At 35.5% G+C, this 24,217-nt stretch carries 25 protein-coding genes and 1 pseudogene; 9 read left to right on the top strand and 17 right to left on the bottom strand.

Features of this window, described 5'->3' with window-relative positions; genetic code table 11:
- Positions 1–115: 115 nt before the first annotated feature.
- From CD003_RS20630 to CD003_RS20580, 11 genes are all read right to left on the bottom strand, one after another.
- Positions 116–901: an IclR family transcriptional regulator gene (locus CD003_RS20630; protein ID WP_096203151.1), complete on the bottom strand. Its 786-nt coding sequence runs from the start codon at positions 899–901 to the stop codon at positions 116–118.
- 200 nt (positions 902–1,101) lie between these two features.
- On the bottom strand, positions 1,102–1,920 hold the full coding sequence (locus CD003_RS20625) for an alpha/beta fold hydrolase (protein WP_096203150.1): 819 nt from the start codon (positions 1,918–1,920) through the stop codon (positions 1,102–1,104).
- Positions 1,921–1,945: 25 nt separating this feature from the next.
- Positions 1,946–2,698 (bottom strand): ABC transporter permease, encoded by a 753-nt coding sequence (locus CD003_RS20620; protein WP_096203149.1) that lies wholly within the window; start codon positions 2,696–2,698, stop codon positions 1,946–1,948.
- A gap of 42 nt (positions 2,699–2,740) precedes the next feature.
- Positions 2,741–3,508, bottom strand: coding sequence for an ABC transporter permease (locus tag CD003_RS20615; RefSeq protein WP_179295659.1), 768 nt, complete (start codon positions 3,506–3,508; stop codon positions 2,741–2,743).
- Complete coding sequence (locus CD003_RS20610; protein ID WP_096203147.1) at positions 3,501–4,310, bottom strand: ABC transporter ATP-binding protein; 810 nt, start codon at positions 4,308–4,310, stop codon at positions 3,501–3,503. The genes CD003_RS20615 and CD003_RS20610 overlap by 8 nt, the downstream gene beginning before the upstream one ends.
- 65 nt (positions 4,311–4,375) lie before the next feature.
- Positions 4,376–5,401, bottom strand: coding sequence for an ABC transporter substrate-binding protein (locus CD003_RS20605; RefSeq protein ID WP_179295658.1), 1,026 nt, complete (start codon positions 5,399–5,401; stop codon positions 4,376–4,378).
- 455 nt (positions 5,402–5,856) lie between these two features.
- A complete protein-coding gene (locus CD003_RS20600; protein WP_096203145.1) occupies positions 5,857–6,282 on the bottom strand; it encodes a GlcG/HbpS family heme-binding protein in 426 nt (141 codons plus the stop codon).
- 145 nt (positions 6,283–6,427) lie between these two features.
- Entirely contained in the window at positions 6,428–6,706 is a 279-nt protein-coding gene (locus tag CD003_RS20595) for a hypothetical protein (protein WP_096203144.1), read from the bottom strand.
- Entirely contained in the window at positions 6,693–7,487 is a 795-nt protein-coding gene (locus CD003_RS20590; protein WP_096203143.1) for a ParA family protein, read from the bottom strand. Before CD003_RS20590 ends, CD003_RS20595 begins: the two co-directional genes overlap by 14 nt.
- 258 nt (positions 7,488–7,745) lie before the next feature.
- Positions 7,746–7,871, bottom strand: coding sequence for a sporulation histidine kinase inhibitor Sda (gene sda, locus CD003_RS20585; RefSeq protein ID WP_096203142.1), 126 nt, complete (start codon positions 7,869–7,871; stop codon positions 7,746–7,748).
- 364 nt (positions 7,872–8,235) lie between these two features.
- Positions 8,236–8,742 (bottom strand): hypothetical protein, encoded by a 507-nt coding sequence (locus CD003_RS20580; RefSeq protein ID WP_096203141.1) that lies wholly within the window; start codon positions 8,740–8,742, stop codon positions 8,236–8,238.
- Positions 8,743–8,842: 100 nt separating this feature from the next.
- Between CD003_RS20580 and CD003_RS20575 the strand changes: the two genes are divergently transcribed.
- A protein-coding gene (locus tag CD003_RS20575) for an IS3 family transposase (protein WP_096200054.1) occupies positions 8,843–9,954 on the top strand; the annotation gives its coding sequence in 2 pieces (ribosomal slippage) (positions 8,843–9,092 and positions 9,092–9,954; 1,113 coding nt in all).
- Here CD003_RS20575 and CD003_RS22055 read toward each other — a convergent pair.
- From CD003_RS22055 to CD003_RS20565, 3 genes are all read right to left on the bottom strand, one after another.
- A complete protein-coding gene (locus CD003_RS22055; protein ID WP_179295657.1) occupies positions 9,951–10,118 on the bottom strand; it encodes a hypothetical protein in 168 nt (55 codons plus the stop codon). The two genes, CD003_RS20575 and CD003_RS22055, sit on opposite strands and share 4 nt — an antisense overlap.
- 150 nt (positions 10,119–10,268) lie before the next feature.
- The gene (locus tag CD003_RS20570; RefSeq protein WP_096203140.1) at positions 10,269–10,886 is read right to left on the bottom strand and encodes a hypothetical protein; all 618 of its coding nucleotides are present in this window, start codon (positions 10,884–10,886) and stop codon (positions 10,269–10,271) included.
- A gap of 130 nt (positions 10,887–11,016) precedes the next feature.
- Positions 11,017–11,592 (bottom strand): recombinase family protein, encoded by a 576-nt coding sequence (locus CD003_RS20565; RefSeq protein WP_096203139.1) that lies wholly within the window; start codon positions 11,590–11,592, stop codon positions 11,017–11,019.
- A 147-nt stretch (positions 11,593–11,739) separates the two neighbouring features.
- Between CD003_RS20565 and CD003_RS20560 the strand changes: the two genes are divergently transcribed.
- The 4 genes and pseudogenes from CD003_RS20560 (at position 11,740) to CD003_RS20550 (ending at position 15,942) form a co-directional block, all read left to right on the top strand.
- Positions 11,740–14,706 (top strand): Tn3 family transposase, encoded by a 2,967-nt coding sequence (locus CD003_RS20560; RefSeq protein WP_096203138.1) that lies wholly within the window; start codon positions 11,740–11,742, stop codon positions 14,704–14,706.
- 282 nt (positions 14,707–14,988) lie between these two features.
- Positions 14,989–15,108 (top strand): annotated as a pseudogene (locus tag CD003_RS22785) (RepB family plasmid replication initiator protein); the annotation flags it as partial.
- Positions 15,109–15,111: 3 nt separating this feature from the next.
- On the top strand, positions 15,112–15,294 hold the full coding sequence (locus tag CD003_RS22780; RefSeq protein WP_373558592.1) for a hypothetical protein: 183 nt from the start codon (positions 15,112–15,114) through the stop codon (positions 15,292–15,294).
- 132 nt (positions 15,295–15,426) lie between these two features.
- Positions 15,427–15,942: a nucleotidyltransferase family protein gene (locus CD003_RS20550; RefSeq protein ID WP_096203213.1), complete on the top strand. Its 516-nt coding sequence runs from the start codon at positions 15,427–15,429 to the stop codon at positions 15,940–15,942.
- 175 nt (positions 15,943–16,117) lie between these two features.
- On the opposite strand, the gene CD003_RS20545 is transcribed toward CD003_RS20550, so the two are convergent.
- A complete protein-coding gene (locus CD003_RS20545) occupies positions 16,118–17,443 on the bottom strand; it encodes a replication protein (RefSeq protein ID WP_096203136.1) in 1,326 nt (441 codons plus the stop codon).
- A gap of 862 nt (positions 17,444–18,305) precedes the next feature.
- On the opposite strand from CD003_RS20545, the gene CD003_RS20540 reads away from it, so the two are divergent.
- Both CD003_RS20540 and CD003_RS20535 read left to right on the top strand, forming a co-directional pair.
- A protein-coding gene (locus tag CD003_RS20540) for an IS3 family transposase (protein WP_096200054.1) occupies positions 18,306–19,417 on the top strand; the annotation gives its coding sequence in 2 pieces (ribosomal slippage) (positions 18,306–18,555 and positions 18,555–19,417; 1,113 coding nt in all).
- Positions 19,418–19,590: 173 nt separating this feature from the next.
- Complete coding sequence (locus CD003_RS20535; protein ID WP_096203135.1) at positions 19,591–20,115, top strand: DoxX family protein; 525 nt, start codon at positions 19,591–19,593, stop codon at positions 20,113–20,115.
- Positions 20,116–20,436: 321 nt separating this feature from the next.
- Here CD003_RS20535 and CD003_RS20530 read toward each other — a convergent pair whose 3' ends face one another.
- A complete protein-coding gene (locus CD003_RS20530; protein WP_096203134.1) occupies positions 20,437–21,048 on the bottom strand; it encodes an FMN-binding negative transcriptional regulator in 612 nt (203 codons plus the stop codon).
- A gap of 114 nt (positions 21,049–21,162) precedes the next feature.
- On the opposite strand from CD003_RS20530, the gene CD003_RS20525 reads away from it, so the two are divergent.
- Positions 21,163–21,798, top strand: a complete 636-nt coding sequence (locus CD003_RS20525) for a pentapeptide repeat-containing protein (protein ID WP_096203133.1) — start codon at positions 21,163–21,165, stop codon at positions 21,796–21,798.
- Between the two features lie 503 nt (positions 21,799–22,301).
- Here CD003_RS20525 and CD003_RS22420 read toward each other — a convergent pair.
- Positions 22,302–22,424: a hypothetical protein gene (locus CD003_RS22420; RefSeq protein WP_257008412.1), complete on the bottom strand. Its 123-nt coding sequence runs from the start codon at positions 22,422–22,424 to the stop codon at positions 22,302–22,304.
- Between the two features lie 293 nt (positions 22,425–22,717).
- On the opposite strand from CD003_RS22420, the gene CD003_RS20520 reads away from it, so the two are divergent.
- Entirely contained in the window at positions 22,718–23,953 is a 1,236-nt protein-coding gene (locus tag CD003_RS20520; protein ID WP_096202010.1) for an IS110 family transposase, read from the top strand.
- Positions 23,954–24,217 lie beyond the last annotated feature (264 nt).

Here is a 24,217-nt window from a genome sequence, read left to right as displayed (position 1 = left end):
ACAATTATTTACCTATAATAAAAATTCATAGTTATGAAAATAGCCCCCCTTTCTTGTTTGGAATTTTACAAAAAAAGGGGGGCTATACTAGATACATACCTAGTGATTTTCATACTTAAGTGATACTAAAGCTATAGCTTGAAATCTTTGAGATCTGTGTAGCACAATGAACTACTTCTTGAATGATACTCTCAAGATTTTCTTCTCTTAATTCTGCTTTTGGTGCTGCAATGTTAATAGCGGCAATAACTTGATTATTTTTAACAATTGGAGCAGCCACAGAACGGATTTCAGCTTCAAACTCCCCATCACTAATCGCATAACCCTTTTCTTTTATCTCTTCTAATTCAGACAGTAAATCTTTAGGTAATGTTTTCGTTCTCTGGGTGAATTGTTTTAGCTCGACGCCTGCAAATTTTGCATAAAGCTGCTCTTCTGTTAAATAGGATAATAAACATTTGCCCATAGCTGTTGCATGTGCAGGAAGTCTCGATCCTATATTAATTGTTACCGTTGTCACTCCAATATTAGGCACCCTTGAAACATAGACCACCTCATGTCCTTCGAGTAACCCTAAATGGGTAGAAAACTTTGTATGGTCTCTTAATTCTTCCATGTACGGCTTAGCGATGTCAGGCAATTGTAGTGTGTTTAAATATGAATAACCTAGTTCTAAGACTTTCGGTGTTAGTCCATACCGTTTTGTTACCTCATCCTGGTATAAATATCCTAAAGTCTGAAGTGTATAAAGAAAACGATAGGGAACAGTACGACTCACCCCTAAATTTTGAGATATTTCAGCTAAGGAATACGTTGGATTTTCTGGAGTAAACATTTTTAAGATTTCTAATCCTCTTACTAACGAATTGGATAGATATTTGTCTTTTTCATTTTTTTCCATTTTTTAACCTCCATCTATAAATACTTGCATCAGAGATACAACCTCGATAAAATAAGGATTTTTATCTAGTAAATTATATCAAAATTTCTTTTTAAACCTATCTTTCAGTCTATCCCTCTATATACCGAATTTATATCTCCAAAGTCTTCATTAATATAGAGGAGTATCCATGATTGTATACAAACCAACTGCTTGGCCACCTATTTAACGCTTGATTCTAGGGCATCTTGTTTCTTGTGTAAAAAATGCACGATTAACCGGTTAAACCCTTCTGGATCTTCCTGGTAACACAAGTGCCCTGTCTTTTTTATAATACTCATGGAAGAGTTTGAAATTTCTTGATGAAAGTATTCAGACTCGGATACAGGAGTTACTTTATCTAATTCCCCACAAATAACCAACGTCGGTGCTTGAATGGTTTTGACCATATCATTTGGATTCAAATGAAACAATGAGTTGGCTACAGAACGATACCCAGCTGGTCGGACTTGAGACATAATCTCCTCAGCTTCTTTATGAACATCTGCAGGTGCATAGGGAGAAAGTAGATTAGGAACACGTCTTTTGGCAATTTCCACTCCTGGTAATGTGTCAATCATCTGGTGACGTTGTTCAAGCTTTTTCTTATTTTCTTCCGCAGTTAATGCATAACTTCCACGAGTAGAGCTCGCTAAGATGAGAGCCTTCACTTTATCTGGATATCTCGAGCAAAATTCTACTGCAATGGCAGAACCCATAGAATGGCCAAGTAAATAAATTGATTCGAAAGGCAAAGCCTCCACGAAATCATGGAGGACTTGTGCAAACTGACCAAACGTTTGAAATTCCTCCGTTGGATCAGAGCTCGCTCCGTATCCTGGTGCATCCCAGGCGATGACAGTAAAGTGTTCTTTTAACCCCTCTAGTTGCTTTTTCCAAGAACGTGAGTTATTCCCAAGCCCATGCAATAATACAAGCGGTTCACCGGTTCCTTCTATAGAATAGTGAATATCTAGTTCACCTGCTTTAACAAATGGCATTAGTTTTTACCTCCTTCGTAATCAATCACTTCCAAAAAACAAATTTATGCTGGATCAAGTCAAGGCAGGCACTTAACAAATAACCAACAGTTCCAATTAATAAAACAATGGCAAGTACGTTCTCCTGTACGAGGGTTGATGACATAAAACTCAGCATGTAGCCCATCCCTTTCGTTGAACTAATCATTTCAGTCAAGACAGCAATGATTAATGCCAGCGGTACAGCAATTCGGAAGCCTGTAAAAATCGAAGGGATCGTTGCAGGTAATAACACTTTCCAAAACATTTTTCTATCATTGGCTCCCATATTTTGAGCTGCCCATACATAAAGATGATTGACTCGCAATGCACCATAATACGTACTAATGACGATAGGGAACAAGCACTCTAATGCAATAAGCAAAATCTTAGACCCTGATCCGATACCAAGTATAAATACCAAGATTGGATATAAGGCAACACGAGGAATCGGGTAGCTAATTGAAAGCATTGGTTGCATTAATGAGTTTAGTAAATTGTATCGACTCATCATCAACCCTAATGGAACCCCGATTACTGCAGCAATTAAAAAGCCAACAATGACCCGGTACATCGTAACAGACAAATTATCCCAAAACATACCTTGCGTCATCGTTTCAAATGCCACACCTAGCACGGTCAAGAAAGAAGGGAATAGTCGTTCATTTATCATGCCAGAAAGGGCAATTAACTCCCAGAGTACAAAAAATAAAATGAGTGATTGATATTTAAAGAGTTTCTTCACTAGTTTTTTTGTCATGTCGTCACCTCATTACTGCTAGATTTTTTATAAGACCGTATGTTAGACTTTCTTTCCATCTTCATCCCACCAAAGCACTCTACTACGAACCTTTAATAAAATGCGATCAAATATAAAGCCCAACATTCCTATAAAAGCCACAGCAGCAAACATGATATCTGTTCTTCCTACCAGATCAGCATTTAAAATTAAAAACCCAAGACCTGAACCATTAGAGGCACCGATAATTTCAGATGAGAACATCATGACAAATGTCAGTCCAAGAGATACCCTTAAACCATCGAATATTTTCGGAAGTGTCGCCGGAAAGGCCACTTTATAAAGAAGTTGAAAGCGATTAGCCCCCATATTTTCCCTTGCCCATAAAAAGACTTGTTTAACTGAGCGAACCCCATCTCTCGTTGCAACAAAGGTTGGGAAAAATGCCGTTAGAAAAATAATAAGGATTCGTGTAAAATCTGACATTCCAAACCAAACCATAAGTATAGGTAACAAGGCGATTTTAGGAATCGGATTGATTGCATTGATAATTGGATCAAAGAAGTCACCGATTTTACGATAGTAACCCGCTACGATACCAAAAGTTACCCCAACTGTTGCTACAATCAAAAAACCAAAGAATGAACGATAAAGGCTTGAGCCCGCATGGCTAAAAATGTCCCCTGTTTTCATTAACTCCCACATGGTACCTAAGATAATTGATGGACTAGAAAGATAGGTTGGGATCCATTGAAAAAACGCCAACAGCTCCCAAACAATTAAAATAACACTAACTTCAATAATTGCGATTTTTTGAAATTTTTTATCCATTGGCAGCCTCCGGGATGGTAACATCTGGAGTGCGGCGCTCCTCATGTAATAAATCCCAAATATGATTGCGATAATCTCTAAATTCAGCTGATTTGTATAAGCTTAAATCACGTGGTCTTTCAAATTTAATATCAATGATTTCTGAAATTTCACCTGGTCTTCCTGATAAAACAACAACGAAATCACTTAAGAAAACAGCTTCCTCAATATCATGTGTGACAAATAGAACACTCTTTTTAGATTCGCTCCAAATTCTTTGTAATTCAACTTGCATTTCTTCTCTTGTTTGGGCATCCAACGCACCAAATGGTTCATCCATTAGTAGTACATCTGGGTTAAATGCCAATACTCGCGCTAGAGAAACCCTTTGTTTCATCCCACCTGAAAGCTGAGAAGGCAAATGATCTCTGAAGTCCCATAAGTGAACGAGTTTTAAATAACGCTCTACTACTTCCTTAACTTCGGCCTTTGGTCTTCCTTGAATTTCTAGACCCCATGCAACGTTATCAAATATGTTTTTCCAAGGGAACAGGGCAGATTCTTGAAACATCATCCCACGATCGGGACCTGGCTTTTCTACTTCTTTTCCTCTAATACGAACTGTTCCAGATGTTTTAGGGATAAAACCACCAACAATGTGTAAGAATGTACTTTTTCCACATCCACTTGGACCGACAATACTTACAAACTTTCCCTCAGGGATATCTAAACTAATATCTTTAATAGCAAGTACTTCTTCTTTTTTTGAAGTATACACTTTTCGTAAATTTTCAATCTGTATTGCTGGTATTTTAGTTGCCATCGAGCATTCCCTCCTTGGTATTTATGCTTGAGAGGACATGATATCCTCTCAGGCTCTTTCTTTAATTAAGGTAATAGAGATATATCAATTAATTCATCAAGGTCTACTTCTGATGAAAGCCAACCATCTTTCAGCATCATTTGTTGGATTTCTGGCCAAGCATCTACTTCTAAATATGCTGAACGATTGCTATCTGTCATGCCTACGTAAATTTCCGGATCCGCGTCTACTTTGCCTGCATCAATTAGCATTTGTCTTGCTTCTTCACCATTTTCCATGTAATACTCTACTACTGCTGTGTAATCTGCTAAGAAATCTCGTACCGCACTTTCATTTTCCTCAATAAATGTTGGATTTAAGAAGATTACTAAGAAATCTTCATCAACTGGAACACCTGTTTTTGATGTAAATACGATTTTGAACTCGCCAGATGCTTCAGCTGCTGCTGCAAAAGGCTGAGGGAACAGACCAACATCAATTCGACCTGCTTTAACAGCTTCGGTCATTGCTGGAATAGGAGTAATTGCATAACTTACATCTCTATCAGGTTCTAACCCAGCAGAACGAAGTGCATTTCTAGCCCAGAAATCTGCTGGTGCTCTAAAGTCAGATAAACCAATTGTTTTTCCTTTCAAGTCTTCAACACTATTAATATCTGAATCAGCTAAAGCCATGAAAGCATTATTAAATCCTTCATTTGGTGTATCTTTTGTAAGACCTGCTACTACTTTCATTTCAACGCCTTGTTCACTAGCAATCATAGAAGCGGCTTGACCTAACGAACCCCCATCTAGTTGACCGGCTTGGTAAGCGTTTAAACGATCCGCATTTGCTCTAAACTGTGAAACATCTAATGTGTACGTTTTACCTAAATTTGGAGCTAAAGTATCATCGGCAATTTCAAGTAACCAAAACGGTTCCTCAGCAGCGTAGCCACCTCCAAATCGAATTTCTACAGGACTGTTCTCTTCAGAAGTTTCACTGCCTCCGGTTGATTCACTAGAACTTGAACTTGAACCAGAACTTGAGCAACCAATTAAAATAATAGCTAGTAATGCCGTAATACAGCAAAGTAATAAGTTATTTTTCATGTTTACAACTCCATTCATTGAGTAATTTTTTTTACATTGTAAGATAATATAAAGTAAGCGCTTACATCAGGTGATTTTTACCAACCAATTTGCTAGACAGTTAGCAATAAAATAGTAAATTACCTTTGCAACCCCTTTCCTTGTTTTTTATATAAAACTACGTTTTTATAATTTACATTGTAAATATGTTGCAAAGGTAAAGTCAATAGAACTTTTTAAAATTTCTAAAAATTCCTGTAATTTAATCTGACAAAATTAGTACGTACTTTCTAACTATCACTCATAAAGCTTTTATTTGACTGTTATTTGAACGTAGGATAGCTGTTGTTTCAAATGCTTAGACATACTTCAAACTTTTGAAAACATGCTTTTCTAAAACAAAAAAACATCTGTTTTCTGCAGAAAGAACTCTCCGCAACAAACAGATGTTTTTAGTAAACAAATAATTCTATATTTTATTTATCGTTTAACAGTATATTTAGTGCTGCTTCGGCACACATAATATCTTGCTCGCCTGTTCCTCCTGAAACACCTACTCCACCAACTAAATCTTCTTCTATGTAAATGGGTAGGCCTCCACCGTAAATAGTCATTCGATCAGTATGAACAATCCCATGTAACAAAGCTGGTTTGTCTTTAATTTTTGGATACCAATCAGATGTCGGTAGTCCAAAACCAGCAGCTGTGTAGGCTTTATCTTGTGCAATTTGGCTAGGTATTAAATTTGCACCGTCCATTTTAATAAAACCTTTAAGGTTTCCTCCATCATCAACAATAGCTATACAGACTTTTATTCCTAACTCGTCTGCTTTTTGTACAGCTGCATCAAGTGCTGAGGTTATTGCAACATGCGTAAGGATACTTTTCATTTTTTTTGACATTATAGACTCACTCCTAATACAGCTTTTAAATTATGAATCAATAATATATCACAATTGTTCCTGTTCAATGTTGTTTCTATAATAGTTGTAGATAGCTTATGCTTACTTTGAAAACTATTTAATACAAGTTTCTCTTTAATTCCTATTAATCTTTCTTTAAATACTCCTCCAACGCTTCTTCAATCAATATATAAATATTCTTCTCCTGAATCAGCGATTGCATCTTTAGTTCTTTATGTAAGTCGGTTCTAATATCGAATGACACACGCTTTCTTTCAACTTTCGTTTCTTCTTTTGTTGTCATATTCCTTTCTTCCTTTCTAACAACGTTGTTTTCTTCGTTTATTGGTTCTGATAATGCATGTGATGGTGAGACTTGTTTTTGTTGTCTTTTTCGATTTTTAATATCATCAATTCTTGACACGTTCTAACAACTCCTTATAAAAGCTTTCATATTGATCTAACGCTTGCCTTAATTCACTATTGTCTTCAAATCCATAGAGTGAAAGTCTCCCTGTTGGAGCTTTTCTTGTAATCACTGTTTTGAATACAAGCTCTGGGTAGTCTTCTTCGATCATTTCGTTGAATGCCTTTGCATCACTGCGACGAACATCATTCATTGTTCTTAGAATTCCAGCTATCTGTAAATCATGTTTACTTAATTCCTGTGCTACATATACTGAGTCTAAAAAGTTAGGGATTGCTGAGTAGCACCAATTCGAGCATTCATACATTACAACAACGTAATCGCTGATGCAAAGTGCATTCGTTGTCTGCTCACTTAAACTTGGTGCAGTATCTACAACTATATAATCATACTGATCTTGAAGCGGCTCTAATACCTTATCTAATACAAGACTAGGATTCCCCGAATAAGGTAAATAATCACCACTATAGGTTTTCCCCGTATATAACCAACGCTGGAATGTTGCAAGGAAGTTATTAGCCGGTAGCAAGTCTATATTTTCATTAATAGAGTAAATGTACTTTGCTGCATCATTCTCTTGCATCGCTTCAAGGACCGAACGATTAACAAATTCATTTGAGGGTTGCTGAGCAAGAAGTTCGGTCAAGTTTCCTTGAGAGTCTAGATCTACAGCCAACACTCGATACCCATCTCGACTTAACAGATGAGCTAGAGCCCCAGTAGTAGTACTCTTACCACATCCGCCCTTCTGAATTCCCATCGTTATCGTAATTGCCATAAAATGACCTCCAATATTCGAATAAACGTTTCTTCTTTTATAGGATTCTACGTTTCTTGGTATATTCCTTCAATAGATATATATTTTAACAAGTATTTATAGGCATGCCAAGTTGGATATTCAGAAACCAATAAAACAATGAATATTCGAATAAACGTTTCTTCTATATAGGTATTTATTTTTCTTCCTCTGAATTCTACTAGTTTTAATAAATAAAAACCCCAGCAAAGAAGCTGAGGCTTAAAAGTGAAATATATACTATAACTGAATTCCTCTTCTCTCCAATTCCTTTTTGAGTAATAAAATAAAATATTTATCTATCTGGCTTAACTTTACTGCTTTTTCGTAACTTTCAACTAACAATAAATCATGAATGTCAGACATTTTTATAACTCGACTCCCCTATAAATTTCCAACCGACTAGTCAGTTTGTTTTTTACTTAATCATTATGCAAAGATCAATCCTAAAAATAAAGCATTTCGACCAAACTAGTGGATTATTGACAAAAAAACTTAGCATATCAAAAATAAATACAAGTAGGGGTAGCGTCAGGAAAATGCGGATTTACAACGTTAAGCAAATAAAAGCATAGAAAAATCGGTTCCTTACAAAATGTTTAGGAACCGATTTTTTCATTTGGCTTGTTAAGCTAAGCTCCCGTTAAATAACCTACAACCATTATCCTTCAGTGACTGGTACCAAAATGTCAAAGATATAGGTTATAACTAAGTATAGTCCTGCCCGTTGTCAGTCATAATCTATTGCATCATGTAAATGTTTAATCTCGTTATAGAATAGGTGATTAAACTCTTCCATACTTTCTCTAGTCTTCTCTCGGTATAAGTAATCCCTTGAAAGAAATGTATTCCTAAATTGATATAACTGCATATCAATATTTTCTATGTACTTTTTTAACTGTTCAAGTTCTTCACTTACATAAAGTTGATTTATATTATTGTGAAACAAAGAACGGATATCATTAATCATTGAATGACTTGCCACTTGGTCGGTACCATAGAAGTGAAAGCGAAATGGCGCTTCAGTAAAAGCGGCTAACCTTATACTATTCTGGTACTCACCGTATGGGTTTAATAAATTCAATACAAATAAAAATTCATAAAATGAATATATCGTATTATGAAACTCTTTAATATCTTTATCACTTAACACATTTGAATTCATTTTTTTGATTAAATTATTCATCTCTTGGTGGAGTTTTTCTGACTCCCCTGAATCTAATAATAGGTAATACATTCCTAGTTTATTTTCTTCATAATGGATAGGCTACACTAAGTTGGACAGGTTTGTTAAGGTGCTATACACTTGAGTCAAATTACTCGAAGGAGACGAGACTATGACAAAACGTAAGCGCCGATCATTTACGAAAGAATTCAAAGAACAAATCGTCCAATTATATGCTTCTGGTAAACCTCGTTCGGAAATTATTAAAGAATACGAATTGACGGCTTCTTCCTTTGACAAATGGGTTCAACAAAACCAGGCAAGTGGTTCCTTTGAAGAAAAGGACAATCGAACGCCAGAACAAGAAGAACTACTTCGACTTCGAAAAGAAAACCAACGCCTCGCTATGGAAAATGACATTTTAAAGCAAGCCGCGCTGATCATGGGACGAAAGTAGATGTGATCCGTAATAACCTTCACAAATACTCGGTATCAGCAATGTGTAACGTCCTACAACTTCCTCGAAGTACGTATTATTATGAAGCAAAGAAACGAGAGAACCCTGACGAAGAGGTAACGAAGCTCATCGTTGACCTTTTCAATAGAAGCCGCCAAATTTATGGACAACGTAAATTAAAGAAAGAACTAGAAAAGCAAGGGTTGCAAGTCTCTCGTCGGCGTATTAGTCGGATTATGAAGGAACAAGGACTGGTATCCAAATACACAGTGGCTCAGTTTAAACCATCGAAAACAAAGTGTAATGAATCTCCTATCGGCAATGCCTTAAATCGAGAATTTAACCAAGAAAAAGAACTCAAAGTCGTAGTGAGTGACTTGACTTACGTTCGAGTTCAGCAAAAGTGGCATTACATCTGTATTTTAGTAGATTTATATAACCGTGAAATTATTGGATATAGTGCTGGTCCTCAAAAAGACGCAGCCTTAGTTCAGCGTGCCTTCGCAAAAGTTCCATACAACCTTCATCGTCTTGAATTATTTCACACGGATCGGGGCAGTGAATTTAAGAACAAACTTATTGATGAAGCACTAAAAACCTTTGGAATTGAACGTTCTTTAAGCAACAAAGGAACCCCCTATGACAACGCTGTAGCGGAGGCAACCTTTAAAGTTATTAAAACTGAGTTTGTGAATGGTAGAGTATTCTCTAACCAACCCGAACTTGACCTTGAACTTTTTGATTATGTTCATTGGTATAACCATGTTCGTATCCATGGTTCACTAGATTATGTTACACCTATCGAATTCAAGTCAGTACACCTTTAATTATTTGTCCAGTTTAGTGTTGACATACCATAATGAACAATCGTTTTCTTATATTCTTGCACTTGAACAGCTTGATAGATGTTATAACTAATCGAAACTATGAGGAAAGCGCCAATCAATCCAATAAATAAAGGCATATTGTTCTTAATTATATCTCTAATCATTAAATTCCCCCTGCACCTATTACCTCTTAAAAAAGTGGATATATTATTCTCTTAGGTAATTATCTTTACTATTTCTAATTGTACGAATTTCTTTTCTTAAACTCTTCTGCTCTTTAGTTATACAATTTGCTAACTTTAGATACGCTCCCGTTACTCAATTATTATTTTTAATGCTGTACCCTTACCTGGATTTGTTAGAACTTTTGGTCCGACATACCAAACAGATACTCTTTGCCCTATCTCAATCTCTTTAAAAGAAAACGGTTTTTCTATTCCCTTATAACTTAAAAAAGCATCATCTGTTGGTGTTATCCAAACAAATTTATTATTAGTTGGTACTTCTACGATTAGTATTTTATTTTTATCATAGTCTATATCTAAAATTTCACCTGTAATATTAGAGTTTTCCTTAATTGTAAACTGTTCTAGCTCTACCGTAACTTCATGTAATCCAATAAAATTAGTTATTGTTTCACGAATTCCTTCTTTTTCTTGACTTGTTAGCTTTGTTTCAAATTCTCCAAGCTTCCTAATATCCATATTCACTTTTATTGGTAAAAGAGGTATATAAGACATTAATACAATGTCATGCTCTTTTAATAAAACTTTAGATAATTCATCAACATCAACAGCACCTAAGTAATTTTTATAGTTTTCAACCTCTTGGTTATTCGTAGTTATATGTTTAATTTCTGGATATTTACTTTCTGAAATTTGGCACCCTGTTACAACTAGAATCAAAATAAATAAGACTACTATTTTATACATTAAAACCACCTCAATAATTATCCTTATAGTGTAATGTATATGCTTGTCTTCGATGATTATTTTTCCTCTTGTTGTGCTAAACTCTCGTTAGTATAAGTGAAACAATTCACAATGTGTTGTGATTATCGTGTTAATTTTTCTCTTCTGTTAATTTTCTATATAGTGAAGCCCTAGATACATTTGTGATCTCACATATTTGATTTACTGTCATATTCCCCTCATTATACAACTTTATTGCATAGTTCATCCCTGCATGGTTCTTATGATATTTTTTTAATCGTCCTTTAAACTTTCCTTCTATTTTTGCTAGTTCAATACCTTCCCGTTGACGCATACGAATAAGGTCTCTTTCTAATTGGTTAACGCCAGCCATGACAGTAATTAAGAATTGGCTGTAAGGATTTTCTTCTGACAAGTCGATCCATGTATCTTTAAGTGACTTTAGGTTAGCATTTTTATTTCGTATGATTTCAATCAATTCAAACAAATCTTGTGTGCTACGAGTGATTCTTGTTAAATCGGTAATATAAATGGTGTCACCTTCCTGTATATCCCCAAGCATTTTTTGCAATTGTTCTCGTTCCTTTGTTGCACCAGATATTTTTTCTTCATATATAATATCCATCCCAATTTCTTTTAATTGCTGAATTTGTCGGGCAGGATTTTGACCTACAGAACTTACTCGAACATATCCAATTTTCCTCATTTTTTCACCTCATTTTCGAGACAAGTCTTATGAGACACTCTTATCTGTAATTCTATCAGTCTACTACGCTTGTATCAATAGAGTACACTCTATTGATATATAATTGAACTAATTAACTGAATAATTACAGAAATGAGATGATGCTGTATGAAAGTTGCGAGAGGTAGAGAATTGCTTACATCGGAACAGCGACAGGCCCTTATGCAAATTCCTGAAGATGAGTGGGTTCTGGGAACACACTACACTTTTTCCAAACGGGATTTAGAAATTATAAATAAAAGGAGAAGAGAAGAAAACCGTTTAGGGTTCGCCGTTCAATTAGCCATTCTTCGGTATCCGAGTTGGCCATACACCCATATCAAAAGCATTCCGGATTCAGTCATACACTATATATCGAAGCAAATCGGTGCTACTCCATCTTCGCTTAGTCTTTATCCCCAAAGAGAAAATACACTTTGGGATCATTTAAAGGAAATTCGAAGTGAATATGACTTTTTAACTTTTACTCTAAAAGAATATCGAATGACATTTAAGCATCTTCATCAATTAGCATTTGAAAATGGTGATGCCATTCATCTACTACATGAATGCATAGATTTTCTAAGAAAAAACAAAATCATACTACCTGCTATTACTACACTTGAGAGAATGGTGTGGGAGGCAAGGGCAATGGCTGAAAAGAAGCTATTTAATACGGTTAGTCAATCTCTAACAAATAACCAAAAAGAAAAACTTGAAGAGATCATTACTTCGCAGCATCCATCTGAATCCAATAAAACAATATTGGGTTGGTTAAAGGAACCGCCGGCTCACCCTTCACCTGAAACATTTCTAAAAGTGATAGAAAGACTTGAATACATAAGAGGAATGGAATTAGAAACAGTAAGCATTAGTCATTTGCATCGCAATCGAATGTTACAGCTATCCCGTTTAGGCTCAAGATATGAGCCTTATGCTTTTCGTGATTTTCAGGAAAATAAGCGTTATTCAATATTAACCGTCTTTTTATTACAACTTACTCAGGAGTTAACAGATAAAGCTTTTGAAATTCATGATAGACAAATACTAAGTCTGTTATCAAAAGGTCGTAAGGCTCAAGAGGAAATTCAAAAACAAAACGGGAAAAAGTTGAATGAGAAGGTTTTACACTTTACGAACATCGGACAAGCTTTAATCAAAGCAAAACAGGAAAAATTAGACGTTTTCGAGGTTTTAGAATCCGTTATTGAATGGAATTCCTTTGTCTCTTCGGTGGAAGAAGCTCAAGAGCTTGCACGTCCTGCCGACTATGATTATTTAGACTTATTGCAAAAACGGTTTTATTCACTTAGAAAATATACGCCAACGCTACTAAGGGTATTGGAATTTCATTCTACAAAGGCAAATGAACCACTTTTACAAGCTGTTGAGATTATCCGTGGAATAAACGAATCTGGAAAGCGAAAAGTGCCTGATGACTCGCCTGTGGATTTTATTTCAAAACGTTGGAAAAAGCATTTATACGAGGATGATGGTACAACAATCAATCGTCATTACTATGAAATGGCTGTTTTAACAGAACTTCGGGAGCATGTTCGGGCTGGTGATGTCTCCATTGTAGGCAGCAGACAATATAGGGATTTTGAGGAATACTTGTTTTCAGAAGATACATGGAACCAAACGAAGGAGGATACGAGATTATCAGTTAGTTTATCATTCGAAGATTATATGATAGAGAGAACAAGCAGTCTTAATGAAAGGTTAAAGTGGTTATCTGCCAATACCAACAAGTTAGATGGAGTTTCTCTTGAAAAAGGAAAACTATCAATTTCACGGCTAGAAAAAGATGTACCAGAAGAAGCAAAGAAATTTAGTGCAAGCCTTTATCAGATGCTCCCAAGAATAAAATTAACCGATTTACTCATGGATGTTGCCCATATAACAGAATTTCATGAGCAATTTACACATGCTTCTAATAATCGAAAACCAGATAAAGAAGAAACAATCATTATCTTGGCTGCCCTTTTAGGGATGGGAATGAATATTGGATTGAGCAAGATGGCTGAAGCAACACCCGGATTTACATATAAGCAACTAGCCAATGTGTCTCAATGGCGCATGTATGAAGACGCAATGAATAAAGCCCAAGCCGTATTAGTAAATTTTCATCATAAATTACAATTGTCTTCCTATTGGGGCGACGGTACAACATCCTCGTCAGATGGTATGAGAATGCAGCTAGGTGTTTCGTCACTACATGCAGATTCAAATCCACATTACGGAACTGGAAAAGGAGCCACCATCTATCGATTTACGAGTGACCAATTCTCTTCTTATTACACAAAGATTATTCATACAAATTCAAGGGATGCAATTCATGTTTTGGATGGTTTATTACATCATGAAACGGATTTAAATATAGAAGAGCATTATACAGACACAGCCGGTTACACAGACCAAATATTCGGATTGACCCATTTATTAGGATTTAAGTTTGCTCCAAGGATAAGAGATCTATCGGACTCAAAATTATTTACAATAGATAAAGCAAGTGAGTATCCAAAACTAGAAGCTATTTTACGTGGACAAATAAATACAAAGGTCATTAAAGAAAATTATGAGGATGTTTTGAGATTGGCTCATTCAATAAGAGAAGGAACAGTCTCAGCATCCCTAATTATGGGGAAATTAGGTTCTTATTCAAGACAAAACAGCTTAGCTACAGCTTTACGCGAAATGGGACGAATAGAAAAAACGATCTTTATTCTTAATTACATTTCGGACGAATCTTTAAGAAGAAAAATACAAAGAGGATTGAATAAAGGAGAAGCCATGAATGGATTGGCAAGAGCTATTTTCTTCGGAAAACAAGGAGAACTTAGGGAACGAACCATACAGCATCAGCTTCAAAGAGCCAGTGCTTTAAACATAATTATCAATGCCATCAGTATCTGGAATACTCTACATCTGACCAAAGTAGTTGAATATCAAAAACAGACAGGTAGTTTTAATGAAGACTTATTGCACCATATGTCACCTTTAGGCTGGGAACATATTAATTTACTAGGAGAATACCATTTTAATTCGGAGAAAATGGTCTCATTAGATTCTTTAAGACCACTAAAACTTTCTTAACGTTGTTAAAAACAGGGGAATCGTTTTGAAAATGGGCTTAACGTTGTAAATCCGCATTTTCCTGACGGTACCCCAAGTAGGTACATTTATGGGCGTTTAGAGTGGCAACACAGTTTAGGAGTAAGTAAACTTAAATAAGTGATGTAATTACACTAGCTTAATTTTTATTTATGATATTTATTAAACAAATACGGTATGTGAAATTTTATATGTACGTAGCCTTTTCTAAAATCGTATGCGAAATACGTTTAAAAAACATTGATAGAATAGTAGTTTTGAGAGATAACAATCACTAGTAGAGGGACGCTACGTCCTTTTCTATTAGAATGGAAAAAGCAGTTTACACCATTTAAGTTACGAAATGTTCTGCGTCAACGAAGTGGCTATTCCTTAAGGGTATATGAATTGTTAAAACAATATCAATCGCTAAAAGAACGGACATTCTCAATTGAGGAAAACGATAGTTATTCTTTATTAATACGATTAGGCATAAGACCAGATAAGGCTAGAGAGTTAATTGATATGTATTCCGAGGAACGTATCAGGCAGAATATATTACATACTAGCTACCGCTTCTTCAAGTATTAAAGCCCCTCTGTTACTTTAAGAAGAAATAAGGTCAAGGAAAAAAGAAATTTAAATATTACACAGCTTAAAAGGAGTTTATTTATTGTGTTGAATGAGGCTGACATCATTACCCTTATAGAAGAAGATGAATGGATGATGGACATATTAAAAACTACCAAATCTTTAAATTTACCAGATTGGTGGGTTTGTGCAGGTTTTGTTAGAACAAAAATTTGGGATGTTTTACATAGATTTAGTGTAAGAACACCGATTCCAGATATTGATGTAATCTATTTTGATACAACAAAAATAAATGAATTAGAAGAAAAGAAATTTGAAGAAAAACTAAAATCTCTTTTACCGAATATTCCTTGGTCTGTTAAGAATGAAGCCAGGATGCACCTTAGAAATAATGTTGAACCTTACTTTTCTTCTGTTGATGCAATTTCAAAGTTTCCAGAAACAGCAACAGCATTAGGAGTAAAGTTAGATAAAAGAAACAAGGTTATTTTAATAGCTCCTTATGGTATTAGTGATGTTGTTAATTTAATAGTTAAACCGACAACATATTTTTTGAATAATGAAAATCTTTTACCTATCTATAATGAACGGATTCTTAAAAAGAATTGGCAAGCTAGATGGAATAAGGTAAGCGTTCATCAAATATAGGACCTTCATTTTAAGGTCAAGAGCCTGACGCGCTATCGCTTGTATCGCTGACCTCGCGACGAGGCTATAGTTCTCACAAAAACAAACATAACAACTTCTTTTTTAACTAATCTATGTACCTTTTTTAGCAAGCAGGCTACGCCCATAATATAAGGGCGACGAACCATTATCCCCCCTACAAATGTTCGTATTTTAGTTTTAATGACTGTTTTAGTTGTTTGATTCGTGGTATTGAGAGCCCTAAAATAGATGCTAAAACCCTCTTAGTTATGGTAGGGTTTTGGGCTAGTAATTCACGAAGAGTATGTAAATGTTCATGCGCTTTATCACTACGATTCTTCAAATACACTTCACGCTCTAAGTCACCCCTATTTCGGCGATTATTTTCTTGGTACTCTTTATCACGTTGTTTCTTTCTTCTTTGCTTTTCTTCATTATCGATAATGGTCTTTAGGTGTTGTTGTTCTTCAGAAGTTATATTAAACCATTCAATAATTGTTGTATTTTTTAGATTGTATCCAGCTCCTGGATAGCCTTTTTCAAATGCAATTATATTAGCAGTTTCATCATGGCGTGCTTGCCATGCTTTTTCTGCACTTAGAGTTGCCCTTACTACTTCTTTTTCTGGTAATGGAGATGTAAATGCTAGATTAATTTCGAGAGTTCTTTTTAAAGATTCGTTAGTGTCTTGAGTAAAACAGCAGCTCCAGTAACGATACAAAAAGCAAAAGAGTTCTCGATACCCTTTCATATCATAATTTCTTAGTTCTGCAAGCTTCTCAATATCTAGTAACCGATTATAGTGGAGATTGTATAAGTTGGTAAGACAATAGACCTTGGCTTCTTTAGAAGTTCTATTTGGTGATAATAATTCAGGTAAATATTCTTCTTGTAGTTCACGTAATGTTGAACGATGATCATGACAAATATGTAATCTTACTTCTCTTCCATTCTTGGAATTCCTAGTGCCAGCAATCCTAAATACCCTTGTAGCATCAGTAGACATTGGATCAGCGCCTACATATTTTAGCTGTTCGAAAAAGTAAGATTGTACTGCTTGCCATAGTGGTAATGCTCGTTTAGGTACGGGCTCGATTAACCAAACACAAACGAGCCCTCTTCCTGAAAAAATTACGTGGTTAGGATAGGGAAGCGTTGTACCAAATACCTCTAAGGTTAGCTTCCCATATACCCATTCAGGATCAAAATCTAGTTGGTGACAATCAATATCGACATATATGGAGCGGAGTTGCCTTATATTCTCTAATCGACGTTGTGGTTTGAAAAATGAGTTTTGTGAAAAGAATACGTCTTCTCCCTCCCACTCTTTTAAAACGGAAGACAGTTCTTCTGGTTTATAGTGATACTGTCTCCAACTACCTTTCTTACATTTTTTTGCTAGAGTTATCCAACCATCAGCCTCATGATGGTGAAATAGGACATGCTCTTTCGCTTTATCTAGTGTTGTGCGAATAGGTAGTGCATTTGACATGTTTTGCATATTTACATCCCCCAATGTAGAAGGGATCGCACCTATATGGTAGTATTAAGTTATAAGTTAATGAGGGATCGATACGATTCCTTCAATTTTTAGTCCTTCTTTATTTGCGGTAAAGAAGGGCTCTTTTTTTGTTTTTTTAGTATTGTTTTTTATTTTTTTCTATTTTGTATCTATAATGCTAGAAAAGCAAAATACAATTATGAGTGACAAAGTTGTAGTGATTTGCAGTAAGTGAGGCTAAGAAAGAGATATTCTAAGAAAATTCTATATAATCTAATTATATAATATAATTACCTATAATTCGACTAAATTTAGAAGAATTATGTAATTTTATGAAGAAAATTTCATCTATCATTATGTTAGCGTAAGACGCTAGCATATTTTTTGGCGTTGTAGGGTCAGATTATGAGTAATAGACAAGATAAGATTAGTAAATCTAAGACAACGAAGCGATATGGTCAGAGGGGGATGTACGGAGTGTTTCCCTCTGTTTGTGTTGCATTACTTCTTGTTATATACCTTGCAGCAACACAAAGAACCAAGCCCCTTCCTTCGAGAGAAAGTAGACCCTTCGACGCCAACTCTACGAGGTCAAGGGGAACAGGCCGAGCGGAGTGATGGTGCTGTGGAGACTTGGCCGGAGCATCGCTTCATGAATCTACTCTAGTAACTGCTGCGTGTGGTCTTGCTTCCAGTGAGACAGTTCGCTTCTTCTAAGATTATTCTTCTTTGAATGGGAGCGATGAGTCGAGCGGTGAGTAGACTACTTTGTTTTTCCATTTGTTGGATAGGCTACACTAAGTTGGACAGGTTTGTTAAGGTGCTATACACTTGAGTCAAATTACTCGAAGGAGACGAGACTATGACAAAACGTAAGCGCCGATCATTTACGAAAGAATTCAAAGAACAAATCGTCCAATTATATGCTTCTGGTAAACCTCGTTCGGAAATTATTAAAGAATACGAATTGACGGCTTCTTCCTTTGACAAATGGGTTCAACAAAACCAGGCAAGTGGTTCCTTTGAAGAAAAGGACAATCGAACGCCAGAACAAGAAGAACTACTTCGACTTCGAAAAGAAAACCAACGCCTCGCTATGGAAAATGACATTTTAAAGCAAGCCGCGCTGATCATGGGACGAAAGTAGATGTGATCCGTAATAACCTTCACAAATACTCGGTATCAGCAATGTGTAACGTCCTACAACTTCCTCGAAGTACGTATTATTATGAAGCAAAGAAACGAGAGAACCCTGACGAAGAGGTAACGAAGCTCATCGTTGACCTTTTCAATAGAAGCCGCCAAATTTATGGACAACGTAAATTAAAGAAAGAACTAGAAAAGCAAGGGTTGCAAGTCTCTCGTCGGCGTATTAGTCGGATTATGAAGGAACAAGGACTGGTATCCAAATACACAGTGGCTCAGTTTAAACCATCGAAAACAAAGTGTAATGAATCTCCTATCGGCAATGCCTTAAATCGAGAATTTAACCAAGAAAAAGAACTCAAAGTCGTAGTGAGTGACTTGACTTACGTTCGAGTTCAGCAAAAGTGGCATTACATCTGTATTTTAGTAGATTTATATAACCGTGAAATTATTGGATATAGTGCTGGTCCTCAAAAAGACGCAGCCTTAGTTCAGCGTGCCTTCGCAAAAGTTCCATACAACCTTCATCGTCTTGAATTATTTCACACGGATCGGGGCAGTGAATTTAAGAACAAACTTATTGATGAAGCACTAAAAACCTTTGGAATTGAACGTTCTTTAAGCAACAAAGGAACCCCCTATGACAACGCTGTAGCGGAGGCAACCTTTAAAGTTATTAAAACTGAGTTTGTGAATGGTAGAGTATTCTCTAACCAACCCGAACTTGACCTTGAACTTTTTGATTATGTTCATTGGTATAACCATGTTCGTATCCATGGTTCACTAGATTATGTTACACCTATCGAATTCAAGTCAGTACACCTTTAATTATTTGTCCAGTTTAGTGTTGACATACCATTGTATGTCTGAGTTGTGAAGTCTATAGACAGATGCGAGAATACGGGTTACAATAAGTTTGTGAAATTATTCACATAAGAAAACCTCACTTGTCGCGACTAGGAAACTTAAACTCAAAAGATACCTAACAAGGAGGAATTACAATGTTTGGACAATTCTTACGTACTAATAAAATAGCAGCTGGGATTTTAACGTTCTTACGATTATATATAGGTTGGATGTGGTTATCAGCAGGAATTGGCAAGGTTATGGGAGACTTTAATGCTGGTGGCTACCTGAATGGCTCAATTGCAAATCCTGTTATGTCAGGTGAGCAATTAGTGTACCCGACTTATGTGGCGTTCTTAGAGAGATTCGCTTTACCGAATGCCGAATTGTTTAGCTTTATGGTGGCATGGGGCGAAGTGCTTGTAGGTTTAGGACTTATTTTAGGAGTATTTACTAGTGCAGCCGCATTCTTTGGAGTCATGATGAACTTTGCCTTTATGTTTGCTGGAACTGTTTCTACTAACCCATGGATGGTGTTATTCTCAATGTTCATTTTAGCAGCTGGAGCGAACGCAGGACGCTTTGGTGGTGACCGTTGGGTGTTACCATATATCAAACAAGCAATCTTCAAAAAAGAAGAAAAGAATTATGTTTCAAGTGATAAGTTGAAAACTGCTTAATATTTATCTCCGCTTTTAAATATATAAGCTGTTGCTAGCCAATGATTACTCAATGAGTAATCATTGGCTTTTATTTATCTATTGGTAGGGTTACTATATGCATAAAACTATAATAGATTAATTGTATCAGGTTGTATTTTTAGTTCTGTTAAAGCACTTGGTTAATTATCTTTAAGATTTTTATATAACCAACGTTCCATATTATAAAATAAACAAGCTTGTCTTTTATTGAACATAATGGTTATCTGCGCAGTAAAATATTATTTGTTAGTTGCTCTTATTCAAACAATAGGCACCTGTGATTGCAATAACATTAAACATTTACTTTTTTAGATTTTCCTTCATTAATGAAGAAATCTGTTGCTCATCTGTATTTGAAATTTGTTCTAGTTGATTAATAACTAGCTCTTGTCGCTGCAATGAATGATTTTGACTTAACTTAGCCTTCCCTTCTATCTTGTTGATTTTTATTTTGAAACCTTGTACTCCTTTGTTCATACCAGAAAGAAACTCAGCATCTACATCTTGTAATCTATATGAACTGTCAGGAGCTTCATATTTCAATACCATTTGGTGTAAGGAATCCATTAACTCATTTTCATCCTCTAATAGTTCGACTTCTCCATAAACATGGACTGTCACGTAATTCCACGTTGGTACTGCTTTATTCGTTTCATACCACGATGGGGAGATATAACAATGAGGACCATGAAAAATAGCTAGAACGGTTTGATTTCTTATATCCTTCCACTGAGGGTTTGGACGAGCAAAGTGACCATATAAGTATGTATTCTCCTTGTTCAAAATTAACGGTAAATGAGTTGCAAATGGCGTTCCATTGTGCCCCGAAAAAAGCATCGCAAAACTATGTTCTTTGATAATATCGTATGCCGTTGTTTCATCTGTGACTTTAAAATGTAAAGGAATATACATAAAAATCCACCTTTCAAAATTTTCATTTGAAGACACCTTGCATTATTATGAACACATTATTGCTGATATACTATCTTTGCTAGTAGCTAACGAATAATCGAAAGAAGGTATAGTATGAAAATTAATATTCCTAATATTTCGCTAGAGTTAACTGCAAGGAATTTTAACGATATTTTTAATGAAGAAGATTCAACACTTGAAATGTGTGACATCACCGATTCTGATTTTACAAATGAAGCTGTAGATAGAGTACGACTTTACAATGCATTGATACAGAATTGCAGGTTCACGAATACAGATTTTAGTAATATTGATATTACAGATGTTCGTTTTGAAAACTGTGATTTATCCAATGTAAATATGAGTAATTCTTCCATTCATAGGGTAGAATTTATTAACAGCAAATTAATCGGTTGTGAATTCCCGGAATCCTACATTGGTAATGTTAAATTTGAAAACTCGATATTAAACTTGAGCACATTCGGAAATTCTAAACTTGAAAAAGTTATATTTAAAAATGTTTCATTAAAAAATGCAGATTTTTATGACTGCAAACTAAAAAAGGTTGAATTCGATTTATGTAATCTCAATGAAGCAAACTTTGAACAAACATCACTAAAAGGAATAGATATTAGTTCCTCAAATTTTGAGTCACTAACCGTTTCAATAAATGATTTAAAGGGATGCAAAATATCAACATATCAGGCTATTCAGTTTGCATCCCTAATGGGTTTGATAATCAAAGACTAGTATTTCTGGGAACTAATTAGTTGATACATTCCTCTGAAAATAATGGTACAACCCTACAGAAAATTCTATTCCTATCTATAACAATGCGACCATTATAAAAATTACTCATGAAGCGTGATACATTCACGCTTTTCTTTTAGAAATTCATATTCGACAACTCCTTGTTCTACTCTTGCTACACAAACGGCAAGAAAATCCAAGATGTTAGAACAATTAATATAAAATTAGAAATTAGCATAATCATCATAAAAACAAAGTCCACATTATTACCTCACTATAACTTTATCCTCCCCGACTTTAACGACGTCGGGACTTTTTCAGATCTCATTATTTGATTCGAGTCTCTTTGAAAATCCATTCATTGTTCAACATTCCTGCTTCGTTAATGAAAAGAAGCGTATCTTCTTATTGTAAATACGCTATGCGTTACTTTGATAAGACATCAATCACTAAATTCTTTAAAAAGAGTCTCCTATTCCTTCACATCATACATATGTTTATCATTATGATTTGTCCTTTATATCTTCAAGTAGCTCAATAATTCTTTTATTTTGACTTGATTGTTCTTTTAGATACCCAATGATTGTACCCATGCCAATTACAATAATTAGTATTAATATCCACATACCAATCCCCCTATAAAATTTACTAAACTGCTTCGTTCGTATTATAAGGTTAGCCAGATAAGAAAATATTTCTGGTTGACCTTATTTTATATGGTCTTATTATAACAGTAGCCAGGGTAGAACGTAACTGCTCGTGGGGCATTGACCCCGTCTGCTAAACAGTTCGCCCCCTACTTGTAGAAACATGATTGAGGCTGGTTGGGACCTAGATCTCGTATAACAAGCGAAGCTGTGATACTGCATGGAGGATTAGGGGTTACTGGCAAATCAATAGTTTAGGAGGGAGATTAAAAATGAATCCAGTCATAGGTCTGGATGTTTCAAAGGGAGAAAGTCAGGTTCAAGCATTTCTTGATAAGGGGAATCCATTTCGTAAGAGTTTTAAAATAAGTCATACCTTGGAGGGGCTTGCTTCTCTTAGAGAATTTCTTGAGGAAGTGAAAGAACAATCGGGTGTAAAACCACCAATTATTTTAGAGTCAACAGGGCATTATCAAACACCAGTGGTTCATTACTTAGAGGAACGTGGGTACTTGTTGATTATCATTAACCCACTGATTTCCTATAAGGCGAAAAGTTCGAGTTTAAGGAAGGTTAAGACCGATGCGGTTGATGCTTATCACCTCTGCGAGCTCTTTTACAAAGAAGAGTTAGAACCCTATAAAAAGCGTGGAGTTCAACTCTTAAACCTTCGTAATCTAACAAGACAACATGAAAATATTACAGGTACACTGATTCAAACTAAATTACAATTCCAAGCCATCCTTGACCAAGTATTCCCTGAGTATAGAGGGGTTTTTGGCGATTTATATTCAGTGGTGTCGCTCTTAACTTTATTAGAGTTCCCATCTTCTGAAGATATTCTAAACGTGAATGAAGAGATACTAACTGAAAAGATAAGTGAGCTTTGTAAGAGTCGTTCAATAAGATGGGCAAACGAAAAAGCGAATGAACTTATAGCTGCGGCTAAACGTAATCCATTCGAAAAGACTGTTTACCAAAGCCATATTTTAAGCCTTGGAATGTTCATCAATATTATTCTTCAATATAAAGAGCACCTATCAAAGTTAGAGTCAGAGATAGATGCCCTTGCCAAAGAAATTGAAGAATATAATATTATCAAATCTATCCCTGGTATCGGAGAAAAGATCGCGGCAACGATTATCTCTGAAATTGGTGAGATAGACCGATTTGATAATCCCAAGAAACTTGTAGCTTTCGCTGGTGTTGATCCTAGTGTATTCGAGTCTGGTAAGTTTACAGCTACCAGAAACCGAATTACGAAGCGAGGGTCAAGTAGGCTTCGACATGCCTTATATATGGCAGTCCGCTGTGCCATACGTGATTGTCGCAAAAAGAAGACGAGTGATGAAATCATTCCTCGTAATAAGAAATTACGTGCGTTTTATGATAAAAAGCGTGAGGAAGGAAAACCTTTTAAAGTAGCTGTTATTGCTTGTGTTAATAAGCTCTTACACTGGATTTACGCCCTATTAAATAGCAAGAGTGCTTTCCAAGATATAGCCTAAACTCTATATATAACTAAATAGAACAAAACCTTCCAATAAAATAATATAGGAAGGTTATTTGGTATGTCTATTTTTAGTATAGCATGTGGTTTTTAAGATTTTTATAGAAAAATATTGACAAACTATTAGCTGGTTTAGCACGATAAGCGATAGCTGTTATTTCGCTATCGCACCCGTTCGTATTATAAGGTTAACCAGATAAGAAAATATTTCTGGTTGACCTTTTTTTATATGGTCTTATTATAGCAGTAGCCAGGGTAGAAC

Source organism: Bacillus sp. FJAT-45350 (assembly GCF_002335805.1).
Classification (GTDB): Bacteria; Bacillota; Bacilli; order Bacillales; family NISU01; genus FJAT-45350.
The sequence above is the reverse complement of the archived record's forward strand: the minus strand, read 5'-3'. Positions and strand labels throughout refer to the sequence as shown.